Below are 15221 nucleotides of genomic sequence, written 5' to 3' on the forward strand. Positions count from 1 at the left end.
TTCACGGGATCAAGTCCCACGCACCCGTACGTCCTACCCTGGCTACTGATATAATAGATTCTATTAAAAAAAGGTCAACCAGTAAAAACTGGCTAACCTTATAATACGAACGCACCCGTTAGTTTAAGTACAATATTTCACAAATCGGATTGGTTTTATATATTACTAGAGCGTCTCATCCAATTTCTGAATCTTTGAACGGGAAATTAAATATACATTGCCTAAAATGTCGATTTTGTCTCCCTTTACACGTATTGCACAATCTTTGTTAGACGCATAAATATTAATTTCTTCCGATAAGGGAGACAGTTCGCCTTGAACCAATGCAATGTTATTTTCAAGATCAAAATGAGACAGGACGGAAAAATCGTCAAGGCCGATTCCATCGTAAACAGAGCTTATTTCAACTTTATAGCCAAAGTTTTTCGAACATAACCATTTAGCGGACATATTGATTGCACCAGCACTTGATCCCATCACAATGGCTCTGCTTTTTTTAATCGAATCCGACAATTCATATTCCATTAAAAACCCATTTTGTTTAAGAGTATTTCCACCCAATAAGAAAATAACTGAAGCATTTTGAATTAAGGTTTGGGCATCTTCCTTCTGTACGCGATAATTAATTAAATGATATTCATCAAACATAATGCCAGCCTGGTCAAACCACGAGCGTTCAGTAGCACCATCATCCTCAAAAAATAATGGATTCGAGCTAATCATAGCAAGCGATTTTCTATCAGTTATATCCTCCTGTAACACCCTGCCCAGATTATCTGGAAAAAAATTATTAAACCAACCTAAATAATAATGAGTTTTCATAAGTTCCCCCATAGCCAAGTGTAAATAACATTAATTCCTGCGTTACTCATTCTGTTTTCTTGTTACCAAAACAATATCCACTATATGCCTCGTTTACTGTGCCAAATGAAATAGATTGTGACACAACTTTATTAATTTTTTTTAGCTGTACTATTTTATTTTAAGTCTACACCTGTCACCTCCATTAACAACTTAACGTATATATCCATTTCTTTACTCAACTAACCTGCCCCGATAGTTGCATAAAGAAAGAGCTGCCTTAAAGACAGCTCTGATCTTCAGCTAAAGCACCCGTTAGTTCATTAATATGTCTATCCCCATTCCACAAAACATTATCGTTAGGATGAACCAAAATATATATTCTCTTTTTTTAACAATGTAGTTTTCAATTCCTATTAGAAGGGTGATTATCCCTGCAATTAGTCTTATAATTCCAGAGTAAAAATAATCTATACTGTCATAAGTTTGGAAATATAATATTATTGCAAAGATTGTCAATACCCACTGTATAAACAGAATAGGTTTATTTCTGTCATCCCAAAATTCTTTTCTTAAAAAAGAACGCATTATTTTATCTCCTCAATCTAAATCAAAGTCTACTTGTATTATAAACTGTAATGAACTATCCTGCCCCGTTAGTTGCATAAGAATAGACATTTTTTCAAACAGCAGAGGATCTTCTAATCAGAGATCCTTCGATTCTATGTTTATTGTGATTTATTAATTGATTTCTTTTCGTATCCTTTTGAAAAGTATAGAGTAAGGATAACACCTAATAAAACGATTCCTATACAGATATAAAGTGGAAAATCCCAACGTATGTAAGCAACTGTTGATGCTCCTAATACCGTGATCCATTCAAAAACTAAAAATGGTTTTATGTATTTATTCAATTAACTAACCTTCCCTTTCTTTATCCATATATTGTTAATTCATTTTAACATACCTGGAGTTAATAAAATCTAAAAAAAAATGCCTTATAGAACTATCCTGCCCCGTTAGTGCCATAAGAAAAAGGCTGCCTCAGCAACCTTCCTTATTGAAGTAAAGCACCTGTTAATTTAACAACTAAACTTAATTTTTTTCTCTTTTACGAAATAGAAACCTGTCCCATTTTCTTGTGGAACAAACCCTTGTCGAGCTGAACTATTTTCTACCATATTTTGCTCTTCTGCTGTTATAACTGTGGTAACACTTTTCCTTCAGCTACCATACCTTCTCTACGATCTTGTTCCTCTCTAGTAACAAGTTTATATGTATCTGTTTGTTTTGAGGAAACTTCTGCTGATTCTTCATTAACCCCACCACATAGCTAAAACAAATAATGACCAAAGAGAAGTCGGTAGACCTATGGCACAAATTGCAAGGGGATATACACCAAATTTATCTTTTACAATTTTTTGCTTTTTAATAGATATATAAGTTACTAAATACAAGAAAACACTTATCATTGTTAAGCCAGTTAAATAGTATATAGGGTATATTTTCGCAATATTTTCATTCATAAAATAAGAAATTCCCTGACCAAATATTCCTAATATGGTAGCCAAAATTATACTTCCAAGTATAAGAATATTAGCTTTTATCATCAATCCCACCTCCAATTCAAAATCAACAATAATATTTAAGTTATAAGTTAAATGTTTCAAATACTGGGTTTTAATCGAATTTTTTTACAAATTATCAAACTTTATTTTAAATCAACAGCAAAATCTTATTCTTCATATATCCCCATCCCTATACCTTTGTCTATCTCGATAGTCCCCACCTCCTGTAATTCATTTAATCGACTTAAACTCTCTTCTTTATCAAAAGAACTATGCCAACGATAATCATATTGATCCAATATACGGTAATGGTTACTAATCAAATTTTGTTGCAAACGAAAATCCCCTCTATACTCGATTTCTTTCCACCATATCTTACCACCCAGTGTTTTTTCTTTAGGCGTACCACCATTTTTGCTAGCAATTAACTGAACAAAATCAACTGGATTGTCACCAATTGACGATATCAACAATTGGCTATGATTAAACAAAGCACAAAATGCAACAACGGTGGTCCAATTGGCTTCTGTTCTTCTTTTTTCAATTTGAACTAGTGTTTTTTTTGAAATTCCTAGAATTTCAGACATCTTATCTTGAGAAAAACCTTGTTCTGTTCGGACAAGTTTCATTTTTCCTGATATTAAATTGATGAATTCTTCTTTTTCCATATATACTAAATACTCCCTTTTAGTGTAATTTTACACTAAAAGTATTATTTTTCAATAAAAAAATATCCCTTTTGAATAAAAAAACTTTAAAACACAAAGAAAAAAGCAAGAAATAACCTTGCTCTAAATAAGTTTGAAATGGGAATATTTCTTAATTAAAGCTTGGTGAACTAACCTGCCCCGATAGTTCCATAAGAAAAAGCTGCCTTAAAGACAGCTCTGATCTTCAGCTAACGCACCCGTTGGTTCAACAACGAAAGTTATGAATAGCTTTCAGGATAGTACAATTTTTTTGACTTGTTCTTTCGTGGATAAATTAGAGTCATTTGTACCAACTAAAAAAGAATGTCCGTGTATAATCACTTCTGTTAGAGTATCGCCTGGACCTAATTCGAATAGAGGGCACTGTGCCGGAATTTTACCCTTTAATGTTTCTCTATCAATTTTCTTAAATCTTATTTCCTTTGACGAATTAGTAATAAAAAAGTCTTCCAAGGTTAATTTCCACCCAACATCGTCTAGTATATGTTTTAGTTCATCTATCGAATGAACCTCGTCAATTTGGTATCTATACACTTTATCATCGTTATCTAAATCATCCATTTCCCTTACAAAGTTATGGATAACCTTAAGTGGAAAACGATTGTAGTTTTTCCAGAATTCAATTAAAGTTGTTTCATATTCACCGTCAACACTATACATATACTCCGGTTCTGTTATACAATCACAAACCCAAAAATCTATGCGGTTATTTTCAAACACCGTTCGGTCATCTATATCAACCATATTACTTTCTCCCCTCTAGTGATGTTACTCAACTTCTTATTTTACTTTTCATTATTCCTTTTTCTTATTCAACTAACCTGCCCCGTTTGTTCATTAAGAACATTCATTACAGGAATGCTGCTCCTTTAGTTCTATAAAAAGGCTACCCGGTTTGGGCAGCCAGTTCTTAAATGTAATCAAGCAAACGTTTCTTTTATTTCAATCTTAAAGTTCGGTTTCAAGGTAATTTCTACAATCATTAAAAACCTTTCTCTATCACCATCTAAAAATAACCGTATAGAAGATTCATCCTTTTTATCGGTAAGTATTTCGATTTTACTTACCGTTTGAAAGTTATATCTTCCAATAACCATACTTCCTTCTTGTACTAATAACCCAAGTTGATTATAAAACGGGCAAACGATAACCTCATATTTATACTTATTAACCTTGAACCTGAAGGTTGATTCATTATATTCGAACAGTTCATCATCATCTTTCTTTACTGGAAGACATTCAAATAGAGAAATGAAATCAATTTCAGAAGGATAAGACTCCATAATACAACCTTCTTTCATAAGGAAATGTACATACATGACTTACCTTCTGCAAAGGAGAATGAAAATCCTTCTTCAACTAAACTGCCCCATTAGTTGCATAAGAAAAAGCTGCCTTAAAGACAGCTCCGATTTTCAGCTAAAGCACCTGTTAGTTCAAGAAGAAAATTTTAAAATCACCTTTTAAAACATCTCTAAACAACAAAGATGACTGCAAGTCCTGTAAAAGAAGCAATACTTAAAAACAACATCATTCCAAAATCCAGATCTTTTATCTCTTTAAAATGATCCCGTATCAAATAAAGTAAAGGTATTGCAAAAAGTGTTGGAATACCTTTACCTGCCTTACCAAAAATATCAGTAAAAATAATACTTTCCATTGAACCCATTACTAGACCACTTAAAAGAAACAAATAAAAAAAACATAAGAAAACTCGAATACTAGCACCTCCTACAAATTACCCTACCTTTTCTGTTACTGTTCTTCAACTAACCTGCCCCGATAGTTCCATAAGAAAAAGCTGTCTTTAAGACAGCTCGATCTTCAGCTAACGCACCCGTTAGTTCATTAAGAATTACTTCCGACACAATTAGTTAAAATAAACTTTTCACTAAACGAACTATCATTCTTGGAATAAGAGTTAAGAGGTTAAAAACGAATTCATATAAGATTGAATCACGAATTTCAATCATTATCCCTTTGAAAAACCTTCTTTTTTGCCTTTCCTTTTTCATCTTTTTCATCCTCTTTATCTTTCATAATTACATATGGTTGCGTCTATCTAGAAGAAATCCCATAGTTGCAACCAAAATCACTAGAAAGGTACCTATACACGCAGTAACTATACCTTCTGTTTTGTCTTTTGCATAAAAACAAATATATGTATTAAAAGAGACAAAAATTAAAAAAATTAATAACTTTGTAACTAAGTTAATTTTATTTATTGCTCTCACAGTAAATCACATTCCTTAATGGTGAATTAACGATATCAGAATAAAATAATTTGAACCTTTAAGAAAATAATAACAATAAAGAGTAATTATTCATAAGTGTAAAATAATCCATTTCCTTATGGAACTAACCTGCCCCGTTAGTGCCATAAGAAAAAGGCTACCTCAGCAACCACCCTTATTGAAGTAAAGCATCCTTAGCTTAAATAGAAGAGTAGACATTAAACAACTATATTTAGCATAAAGTGTACTAGCCTTATAACTGTGATCTTCTCTGTTTTTTTAGACTTCAATAAAAAATTATTAGTTATTTTGAGGAGGTTATCGAGCTTGTCTTTTTTTAGTAATTGGATATCGCAACTTATTGTATTAATTTTATTCATTACTGTTATTGACATGATGCTACCAAATAATAGTTATCGGAATGTTATTAGGTTAGTATTCTCTTTGGTCATTATTGTTTGTTTAATAAGTCCAATTTTAAATTTATATAAGTTGTCCCCTCAAGATATTTTTGATCCAATTAAAGCCTCAGATACAGTAAGTAAGGACTCATTATTAAATTCAATTAAGGAAAAAGAAGAGGTAATTAATAAGGGGAAAGTAGAATCTATTCCTGAAATTCTATCTGCTGAAATGAAAAACCTTGTTGAAAAAGAATTAATAGAAAATTATCAATATGAAATTCAAGATATCAACTTAGTTATTGACGAACTAGACAGTCAGAAACCAAAATTTAAAGATGTGGAAGTATTTTTAATAAAAACAAAATCACTTGAATCAAGCAGTGAAGGAAGAGATGAATCAAAAGTAGAACCTGTAAACAATATTGACATTAGTGTAACTCCTAAAGAAACTCAATCAACCAAAGATAATACCTCGCTTAAGAAAGTTAAAATTTTTTTAGCTAAAGAATGGGGTATTTCTCCTAAACAATTAACTCTTAGTACAGATTGATAAATCTACCCTAATGGTTTTTAACACATAATTTACTTTCTTGTTCAACTATGTACGATTAGTGTAAGAAACATATTTTCAAAAGGCCGCCAATTGGCGGCCTTCTTATGGCACTAACGCACCCGTTAGTTCCATAAGAAAATAAATTAATTATGCAATCTATCATTTTAATTTACTTTTAGTTAATTCCTCCCAATCCTCAAAGGACAACTTATCAGTAATATGTTTTAAATTATTAGGAACTTCAACATAACACATCAATTCTAAACTGTTACCATCTGGGTCCTTGAAGTAAACTGAAGCATTACTTTGATGTGGCCGAATAAATGGCTCAATAGATTTTCTACTACCAAATGGCACAACCTCAACTTGCATAGATTCTAACCATTTTAAAGACTCTTTTAAATCTTCATATGAAACTTGAAAAGCAATGTGTCGTAAAGAAGGGTGGCTTGATATTATTGGGGATTTTTACTTCGTCAGGACAAGCTCCTCCACTAGTTGGCTCTCTTGGATTGAATTTATTTTCCTACATACTCATCCAAAAAGCGATCTACTCTTTGGAAATATTCAGTGGGGTAATGGTTGACGGCATCGATGTGCTCCGTATTTTGCGGGTACCATACTTCTGCACTTGGGTTATCTTTTAAGGACTCGTAAATAATTTCTGTATTTTTATAACTAATTTGCTGATCTCCAGTACCATGAATGAGCATAACTGGCTTGTCTCGCATCTTTTTTACCGCATCCATAGGAGATATGGAATCAAGATCAACCTTAAAGACCCAATTTGCGATCCATGTCGATGTATAACTGAATGGAAACGCAGGTAAACCTGAAAAGAAGGGCAAACCCTCTCTCAGAAATAGACCAGCATTACGAAAAGGACTATCCGCAATTACGGCTTTGATGTCATCACTTTCACTTGTGGCTAGCAAAGACGTAGCGGCACCCATTGAAAAGCCGATAACTCCAATGTTATCGCCCGTATGTTCTCTGGATTTTAAATAGCTTACAGCTCCTAGCAAATCGTATTTTTCATTGAGGCCCAGTGTAATCAAATCACCATCGGATTTTCCTTGCGAGCTGAGGTCAAATGCCAATACATTGTAGCCTTTCGAAACGAAATGGTCTACTAACTTTTGGGTCCGCCCTTTGACTAAACGATTGCTCGTATATCCATGGACGACAATAATCGTCTGATTACTTGCTTTACCAGAAAGACCACTTACAGGAAAGAAAGAACCTCTAATCGTATTATCATTTTTCAAACTCTTGAACTCGACCTCTTCGTAGGGAGTTTTATCGATATTCAATTCGTAGCTGACATTAGTGTCTCTAGGATGGTGCAACAAGGTGTCTACTACTTTATAAGATATAAAAAATACAAGAGCTATCACAAACAAAAGCACGATCCCTAGGCTCCATAAAATTTTCTTCCGTTTTTTCACACGAACCTTAAATGTCAGATCGGGTTGTATTGATGTTTGACTCATTCGACTCCTCCAGTTTTTCTTTAGGTTGTATGGGTGCGAACAAATAAAAGGCATGCCCCTTCAGATTTTCCCACTCGGGATGATGAATAATACTTTCTCCAAGAGTTAAGCACACTCCATTTAAGAAAGAGATATAGGCACGAGAGATCATTGCTGGAGAAAAGCTTTTGTTGAATTCTCCCATTAACTGTCCCTTGGCATAGACGCATTCAATCGCATCTGTCATTACCTTTATACTTTCAAGGACCTTCTGTGTAAGTTCAGAGAATCTTATTCGTTGTCCTAAGACAGATTGAGCAAGCCGCAATTCATTTGTATAGAAGTAGATATGGTTGAATTGTTCTTCCACCATGTTCTTAATCAATACGCCCGGCGTCCCCTCTTGTTGTAGACAAGCAAGCGATTTTACCTGAATATCAGCAAGCGGCTCAAGGACAGCGGCGTAGAATAAAGCTTCTTTGCTAGGAAAATATTGAAAAATGGTTCCAGGAGTCACTCCCACACTATGTGCAATGATGGCCATTGTGGTATTAGAATATCCACTTTCTGCGAACAGGACAACAGCTTCTTTTAGGATACGTTTACGCCGCTCCAGTCTTTTTTCTTCATTGATAGGTCTTGCCAAATGTATTCCCCTCTCTTTAAACTAAACTTCCATTAATTAAATGACTAGTTATTTAATTAATAATATATCTTTAATTACGCCTTATAGCAAGAGTGAATTTATCTTACTTACGAGCAGTATGAAACTCAACAAATAAAAACAAGCCGGAGTGCTGCCCAACATGCGCCTCCGGCTTGTTTTTATCAGGTTACTTTGGATGAGTACACGTTCCGCCTTCCTTAAGCATTTCTTCACCTTCTGAATTGATGTTCCTGAAAAGCCCCCATTTGGATTATTTATTCTTTATGATTAAGTAACATTCCAGCGACAATAATTAGCAAAAATAAAGCAGATTTTACTCAAACTAACATCTTTTGATACTAAATGAGTAGCAGATGCTTTAATGGAATCGGATAGTTGTGCTATTGAGTACACAATAATTCCCGTTATAATTGCTTAAGCAAAAAGAAAATATCCTAAAATTTCTTTCATATTCTACTCCCCTTAGTTAAGCTAATAATATAGTTCAACATTCATAGTGTCGATTCCTTGTTCAACTAAACTGCCCCGATAGTTCCATAAAAAAAAAACTGCCTTAAAGACAGTTCCAATCTTAAGCTACGCCCCCGTTAGCTTAATAAGAAAAAAACATCTTAGTTGGCATTTTTCAGCACAGTAAATTTGCTGGTTTATGAACTTTCAATGGAGATTTTCTTCATTAATCGTTTTAATTTATCTTCTGTAGCTGTTCCCTCTACTGGTGTATAGATACTGCACCTTAAGTCCATGTCCCCCTGGACTTGAAGAGAAGTTAAATTAAACAGCATCTTTCCGGCTTTAGCATGTCTAAATTCAATCATCATTTCTGGAGCTTTACTCACTTGACTTTCTTGCCATAAAGATTGAAATTCTGGGTGAGAATTACTCATTTCTTTAATAAATAGGTTATACCATTCATCACCTAAGTAGTGACCATAATAGGCACGAAAAATGGCAAGAAATCCTTTAACAAAATGCTCCCAATTCACAGCTAATGCTTTTAATTCTTTTCTTGTAAATACTAGATGGATCAAATTTCGTTGGTCATCTGGGAGTTGTTCAAAATCTAAAAATACATGAGCAGCAGCATTGTTCCAGCCTACAATATGACAATGTCGATCTGTAATGATAGTAGGGCAATACGTTAACTCCGCTAAAATTCTTTCCAAGGAAGGACTAAGTTTTGGCTGATCCTTCTTTCGATGAATAATGGATGATTTCACTTCTAAAGCTAAATCATATAGATACTCTCGTTCATCATTATTTAATTGTAGAGCTGTAGATATGCAATCCAATACGCTTGTAGAGACCTTTATATCCCGACCTTGCTCTAGCCACGTATACCAAGTAGTACTAACTCCCGCCAAATGTGCAACTTCTTCTCTTCGTAAGCCAGGTGTTCTTCTCCGTGTACCAGCAGGTATACCTATAGATTCAGGCTTTATTTGGGATCGCTTCATTTTCAAAAATGAAGACAAAGCTTCAAGTCTGGTTTTATCATTCATTTCTAAAACCTCCATCATAATAATTTAACCTAGTAGTTATTATACCAGGATAAACACTCACTTGTAATAGGATAACCCCGAAGTATAATACAAGTATACTATTCATTTGGAGTGATGAAAAATGGAAAGAGTCGTTATTACCGGAATGGGAGTAGTCTCTCCTATTGGAAACAACGTAGAAAAATTTTGGAGAAATCTGACTGAAGGGAAGTCGGGCATTTCCTCTATTGATACATTTGACGTAAGCAATCATAAAGCAAAAATTGCAGGAATTATTCGTGATTTTAATGCAGATGATACTTTAGGAAAAAATGAAGCACGACGTCTAGATCGCTTTTCTCAATTTGCTTTGGCTGCTGCTGAACAAGCTTGGACTGATTCTAATTTAGATATTGATGATATCAATCTAGAAAGACTTGGCGTATATGTTGGTTCGGGGATAGGAGGAATTGAAACATTGATTGATAATGTGGATACTCTTCGAGAGAAAGGTCCAAGACGAGTTAGTCCAACCCTGGTACCAGCCATGATTTCAAATGCTGCCGCAGCCCAAATTAGTATCAAGTGGAACGCAATGGGACCTACTATGTCACCTGTTTCTGCTTGTGCGATCGGAAATACAGCTATTGGTGAAGCATTCAGACTTATTCGCTTTGGAGAAGCAGATGCCGTTTTTGCAGGAGGAGCAGAGGCAGCTATAACAGATTTATCTTTAGCTAGTTTTGGTAATGCTACAGCATTATCAACGAGAAACGATAATCCAACTAAAGCTAGCCGTCCTTTTGATGTAAATCGAGATGGATTTGTCATGTCAGAAGGAGCAGGAATTTTAATCTTGGAATCTTTGTCTCACGCTTTACATAGAGATGCAAAAATTTATGCAGAAGTCATTGGGTATGGTGCGAGTTCTGATGCCTATCATATGGTAGCTACACACCCAGAAGGTAAAGGAGCCTATCTTGCAATGAAAATGGCTTTGAAAAATGCAAAAATTTCTCCTGAAGAGATTGATGTTATTAGCGCTCATGCAACAAGTACAGAAGTGGGAGATCGATCTGAGACACTGGCCATTAAAAAACTATTTGAATCAAAAGCTTTTCAAATCCCAATAACAGCTAATAAATCTATGCTTGGTCACATGTTAGGAGCAGCTGGAGGCGTGGAAGCAATTGCTTTGGCAAAAAGTTTAAAGGAAGGAATTATTCCTCCAACCATCAACTTAGAAAAGCCTGATTCATTATGTGATTTAGATTATGTACCAGGTGTTGCTCGTAAAGTGGAAATAAGTATTGGTCTATCCAATTCATTTGGTTTTGGAGGTCATAATGCAGCTATCGTTTTAAAAAAATACGAGTGAATTAAATTTCGCTGGTATTTTTTTAATTAAAATTAAAGATCCTCAAGAGAACCTTTAGTTAGTAATGGGTCTTATAGGAAATTAAATACGAAAAAGCCCTTTTTTCTTCTATTAAGGGCTTTTTTCTTGTTCATAAAAGTGTACTTTTACGAACATATTCAATAAAACAGAAGAATATTTATAATTTTATTTCTTGGAATCATCCTCGTTTTTGCGATCAAGGATCCAATAAGCAACCTCAGAAACTGCCCTCGGATTTGATAGAATCTGAGGGCTTTTCAACGTAGCATAACCAAGATTAGAGGAAGTTACTTGAATAAGAAAAAAAGGCGTTAGTTTTATAGTATTCAGACTATATCGAGGATGCTTCATCAATCATAAAAAAAGGACTCTTTTAAACAAAAAATCCACTTATAACCTAAGGACAAGTACACAATCTATTGAACTATTATTGAATAAAATATAGAGAACAATAGAAAAGGAGGAATTCATATGTCTTTACCAATAATACCAAATTTCACACCAACTATTTCTATTACTACTGAGCAGACTATCCCCTTGCTTTTGGCTGGCATTGCCCTTGAGGAATTAGCTCTGGCTCACATCATCAATGTCCAAGCAGAGGAGCTTCAGAGCGTCCTAGGAACCTTACCTGGTGGGACGCCACTTTCCCCTCCATTCATTACCCTAGCTGATCTTCTTACGATGAACTCAAGCGTTCAAAGAACTCTTCGTCACGTCATCAAAAAGGAAATGCTACTCGAATTTAAATTTGAAAATGTGTTGGACCTCATTCCATTTGCACAACCGGTATTATTATCAACCCAAACATTTACTGGCCCTCTTTTCACAACAGTTACAGTTCCATCAGCAGCAACAACAGCTAGGATTACGGCTATTGGTGCCGCAGGTGGGAATGGTTCGGATAGTTCTATTTTTGGAACTAATGGTGGGGCTGGTGGGCGAGGAGCTTCAATTCAAGGAAGCTTTTCTGTTACGCCAGGTGAGACATTAACGATCCTCGTCGGTCAAAGAGGTGGAGATGGCGTTTTTGGTGCTGGTGGTGGCGGTGGTGGTTCTTTTGTATGGCGTGGAGCTGATTTAACTCTTTCCTCGCTTCTAATTGCTGCTGGTGGCGGCGGCGGTGGTGGTGAGGGTGATCAAACTAATGGTAATCCTGGAATAGATGCAACAACAAATCCAGATGGAACCGCTGGTAATCCAGGTGGAGCGGGCGGTATGAACGGCAATGGTGGTGCTGCTGGTCCCCTAAATGGTGATGGTGGAGGTGGTGCAGGCATTCTTACAGATGGTGATGATGCTCCTACAACCCAGGGAGGAACAGCAATTAACGCTGGCGGTGCCGGTGGTGCTGCTGCTGGTGGTGGCGGTGCTGGTGGCTTTGGTGGTGGCGGTGCTGGTGGCGGCGATGCTGGCGGCGGTGGCGGCGGTTTTAGTGGTGGTGGTGGTGGTCAACAAATTATAGATGCTGGTGATGGTGGCGGCGGTGGCGGCGGCTCTTTCAACGCTGGCAGCAACCAAAACAACATGGCCGGTGTCGGCACTGGAAATGGTCAGGTAACGATAAACTTTTTTGATATATAGATTACCCTCCCTTCTTTAATTAAATGGGATGAATCATTGAGTCTTCTTTAGAAGGTAGCTAATATAATTTTAATAATTAACATTTGTCAGTTCATTATAAAATTATATTAGCCTAAATATTATTGAGGAGGACATCTACTTTACCCGCAAAAGAAGCGTCTAATCTAAAATGATGCTTCTTTTTATTTCAATTACATTATATTTCAAGAACCAATTTCCCTTTCCTAAATCAACTTCAATTATTATATGTTCCATCATAATGCACATACAGCTTATAGAACTAACCTGCCCTGTAGTTCCATAAGAAAAAGGCTGCCGCAGCAACCTCCCTTATTGAAGTAAAGCACCCGTTAGCTTAATAAGGTGTTTTATATTTTTTATGCAAAGAATAGGTCTGTTATATGAGTCTTACAAGCTAGCAAACCCTTGCTACATCAAGGGTGTATAAAATCCTGAATAAACGATAAAAAACGACTAAGAGCCAAACTCCTGATACACATGGGTTTGGCTTTTTTAGCTACTTCCAATAATTAGTTTTATGTAAACTAGGTCTGGATACAATACACCTTGGCTTTTGCTTGTCTCATCTTTTTGCCTTTATGAATATACTATATTGCTCTATGAAATCTAAAGGAGGTTGCTACGAAAATGAAACTAGAAGGAGAAAAGAATCCCTCCAAATCCCAGTTTGCGTATGTTGTAAACCTAGGCGATGATAACGTATCTGTAATTGATATCAATAAGAATGAGGTTATTAAGACAATTCCTGTGGGAAACGTTCCTTTTGATATTGCGATTACACCAGACGGAAAATTTGCCTATGTTACGGTTGTTGAAGAAAATTCCGTATATGTGATCGATACAAAAACAAATACTGTAATTGATACGATTCCTGTAGGGCATTGTGCTGTCGAAATTGCGATTACACCAGATGGAAAGCGTGTCTATGTTTCGAACTTTTGTGACAATACTGTCTTTGTAATTGATACGGATAAGAACAAGGTGATTGATACGATTCCTGTGGGAGATATTCCTGTCGGTATTGCTATTACACCTAGGGGGGAGAAATGTGACGAAGAATGAGTTGCTTTCTATTATTCGAAATGAGTTAATAAACAATCCACAAGCTACCAATATGGGTATAGCCAAAAAATATAAAATCCCATTCAAAATTGTTAAACTAATCAAAAGAAGCATATCCAACGAACAGAAAGACTAAATACCACTTGATGTTGAAAGGCCCTCAAATTCTATCAAATCCGAGGGCCTTTTTGATTTGCCGATAACGAAGTTTATGTGAACTAGCGTTTTTTCGTTAGTTGAAGAAGAAAAATCAAAAGCATTGTTTAACAGAGTCTATTTTAAAGAAGTAACAATCAAAAAAAGTTCGTGAAAGTGTACTTTTACGAACGGGTGTAACAATGCTATACCGCCCTTTTCGGAAATTTTTTAGCTTTAAACGGCGCTCAACCATTTTTGTGAAATACAACATTTTCTTTTTTTTGGATATTATTAAAATAATAGATCTGCTGATTTTGTTAATTTTAGTCCATCCTATCAGCCTGGGATCACTTTTATCATACCAAGGGTTTTTGCTCATATTTCTAAATGAAATCCTTGACAATGTAAGCGCTTTCTTTTATGATGATAATAGGTTGGATGTCATGCGTGGCCGTCATAGTATCTGGCGTAGGTGGGGCCAATACCCGGAACAGTACATAGAATAAATCCCCTATTTTATGCAACAGCTAGCTTCTTCCGAATAGGAAACAGTGATTCATCAATCATGTTATTTAAATACAAAAAAACTCTGTATTCGGTCAAATTCAGGGTTTCCCTAGCTTGAAAGCTCCCCTTAAGATCCCTTATGTTTTATTACAAATATGTATGGTAGTTTTATTGGTAGAATGAGGAGGTGCTTTATGGAGAACAAAAAAAGTTCCCTTTACGATGAATTACCGTTAGAATTATTGGCAGGATTTTATTATGAAATAAATAAGAACATTGAAAAAGGAATCTTGTCTGGTGCTATGTATCATGAAATTAGATTAATTGAACAAACAGCATTAAAAAGGGGTATCTCACTTGAATACCTACATGACAAGGGTGCTTGTATAATTGAAGCCGAGAAACTACTAAGAGAAACAACCCTGCAACCCTAAATAGTAGAATAAGAAGTCCATGATGTTTTCTAGTCTACCCTAGGTGAGGCCAATACCTGGAACAGTATATAGAATAAATCCCCTTTTATTAACCCTCTTGGCTACCAAAGGGTTGTTTTGGTGCTAACCTACAGTTTTTTTTACTTACGTGGAAACAAGAAGGTCAGAACAAGTAGAAATAACCCT

General features: G+C 35.4%; 16 protein-coding genes and 1 pseudogene. 6 read left to right on the forward strand and 11 right to left on the reverse strand.

The features are described from left to right. Positions 1-165: 165 nt before the first annotated feature. From QUF94_RS28000 to QUF94_RS28030, 7 genes are all read right to left on the reverse strand, one after another. Complete coding sequence (locus tag QUF94_RS28000; RefSeq protein ID WP_230161029.1) at positions 166-822, reverse strand: Type 1 glutamine amidotransferase-like domain-containing protein; 657 nt, start codon at positions 820-822, stop codon at positions 166-168. 294 nt (positions 823-1116) lie between these two features. Next, the gene (locus QUF94_RS28005; protein WP_289318906.1) at positions 1117-1389 is read right to left on the reverse strand and encodes a hypothetical protein; all 273 of its coding nucleotides are present in this window, start codon (positions 1387-1389) and stop codon (positions 1117-1119) included. 728 nt (positions 1390-2117) lie between these two features. Beyond that, complete coding sequence (locus QUF94_RS28010) at positions 2118-2411, reverse strand: hypothetical protein (RefSeq protein ID WP_289318907.1); 294 nt, start codon at positions 2409-2411, stop codon at positions 2118-2120. A gap of 125 nt (positions 2412-2536) precedes the next feature. Beyond that, complete coding sequence (locus tag QUF94_RS28015; protein WP_289318908.1) at positions 2537-3037, reverse strand: helix-turn-helix domain-containing protein; 501 nt, start codon at positions 3035-3037, stop codon at positions 2537-2539. A 273-nt stretch (positions 3038-3310) separates the two neighbouring features. Next, complete coding sequence (locus QUF94_RS28020; protein WP_034310890.1) at positions 3311-3823, reverse strand: hypothetical protein; 513 nt, start codon at positions 3821-3823, stop codon at positions 3311-3313. Between the two features lie 176 nt (positions 3824-3999). Then, positions 4000-4362, reverse strand: a complete 363-nt coding sequence (locus QUF94_RS28025; protein WP_289318909.1) for a hypothetical protein — start codon at positions 4360-4362, stop codon at positions 4000-4002. A 191-nt stretch (positions 4363-4553) separates the two neighbouring features. Further along, on the reverse strand, positions 4554-4748 hold the full coding sequence (locus QUF94_RS28030) for a hypothetical protein (protein WP_289318910.1): 195 nt from the start codon (positions 4746-4748) through the stop codon (positions 4554-4556). An 892-nt stretch (positions 4749-5640) separates the two neighbouring features. On the opposite strand from QUF94_RS28030, the gene spoIIIAF reads away from it, so the two are divergent. Next, positions 5641-6267 carry a stage III sporulation protein AF gene (gene spoIIIAF, locus QUF94_RS28035; RefSeq protein WP_289318911.1) on the forward strand — a complete coding sequence of 209 codons (627 nt, stop codon included), beginning with the start codon at positions 5641-5643 and terminating at the stop codon, positions 6265-6267. A gap of 162 nt (positions 6268-6429) precedes the next feature. Here spoIIIAF and QUF94_RS28040 read toward each other — a convergent pair. From QUF94_RS28040 to QUF94_RS28055, 4 genes and pseudogenes are all read right to left on the reverse strand, one after another. Then, positions 6430-6717 (reverse strand): annotated as a pseudogene (locus QUF94_RS28040) (VOC family protein); the annotation flags it as partial. A gap of 71 nt (positions 6718-6788) precedes the next feature. Further along, positions 6789-7763 carry an alpha/beta hydrolase gene (locus QUF94_RS28045; protein ID WP_289318912.1) on the reverse strand — a complete coding sequence of 325 codons (975 nt, stop codon included), beginning with the start codon at positions 7761-7763 and terminating at the stop codon, positions 6789-6791. Further along, positions 7726-8388 carry a TetR/AcrR family transcriptional regulator gene (locus QUF94_RS28050; protein WP_289318913.1) on the reverse strand — a complete coding sequence of 221 codons (663 nt, stop codon included), beginning with the start codon at positions 8386-8388 and terminating at the stop codon, positions 7726-7728. Before QUF94_RS28050 ends, QUF94_RS28045 begins: the two co-directional genes overlap by 38 nt. A 668-nt stretch (positions 8389-9056) precedes the next feature. After that, a complete protein-coding gene (locus tag QUF94_RS28055; RefSeq protein WP_289318914.1) occupies positions 9057-9911 on the reverse strand; it encodes a helix-turn-helix transcriptional regulator in 855 nt (284 codons plus the stop codon). A 121-nt stretch (positions 9912-10032) separates the two neighbouring features. On the opposite strand from QUF94_RS28055, the gene fabF reads away from it, so the two are divergent. From fabF to QUF94_RS28080, 5 genes are all read left to right on the forward strand, one after another. Further along, positions 10033-11268, forward strand: a complete 1236-nt coding sequence (gene fabF, locus QUF94_RS28060; protein ID WP_289318915.1) for a beta-ketoacyl-ACP synthase II — start codon at positions 10033-10035, stop codon at positions 11266-11268. A 492-nt stretch (positions 11269-11760) separates the two neighbouring features. Beyond that, the gene (locus QUF94_RS28065) at positions 11761-12873 is read left to right on the forward strand and encodes an alpha-helical endospore appendage domain-containing protein (protein ID WP_483313701.1); all 1113 of its coding nucleotides are present in this window, start codon (positions 11761-11763) and stop codon (positions 12871-12873) included. Positions 12874-13521: 648 nt separating this feature from the next. After that, a complete protein-coding gene (locus QUF94_RS28070; protein ID WP_289318917.1) occupies positions 13522-13956 on the forward strand; it encodes a YncE family protein in 435 nt (144 codons plus the stop codon). Continuing rightward, entirely contained in the window at positions 13943-14092 is a 150-nt protein-coding gene (locus QUF94_RS28075; protein WP_289318918.1) for a hypothetical protein, read from the forward strand. Before QUF94_RS28070 ends, QUF94_RS28075 begins: the two co-directional genes overlap by 14 nt. Before the next feature lie 703 nt (positions 14093-14795). Further along, positions 14796-15035 carry a hypothetical protein gene (locus QUF94_RS28080; protein WP_148359166.1) on the forward strand — a complete coding sequence of 80 codons (240 nt, stop codon included), beginning with the start codon at positions 14796-14798 and terminating at the stop codon, positions 15033-15035. Positions 15036-15221 lie beyond the last annotated feature (186 nt).

It is taken from the genome of Peribacillus sp. NJ4 (assembly GCF_030348345.1).
Classification (GTDB): domain Bacteria; phylum Bacillota; class Bacilli; order Bacillales; family DSM-1321; genus Peribacillus.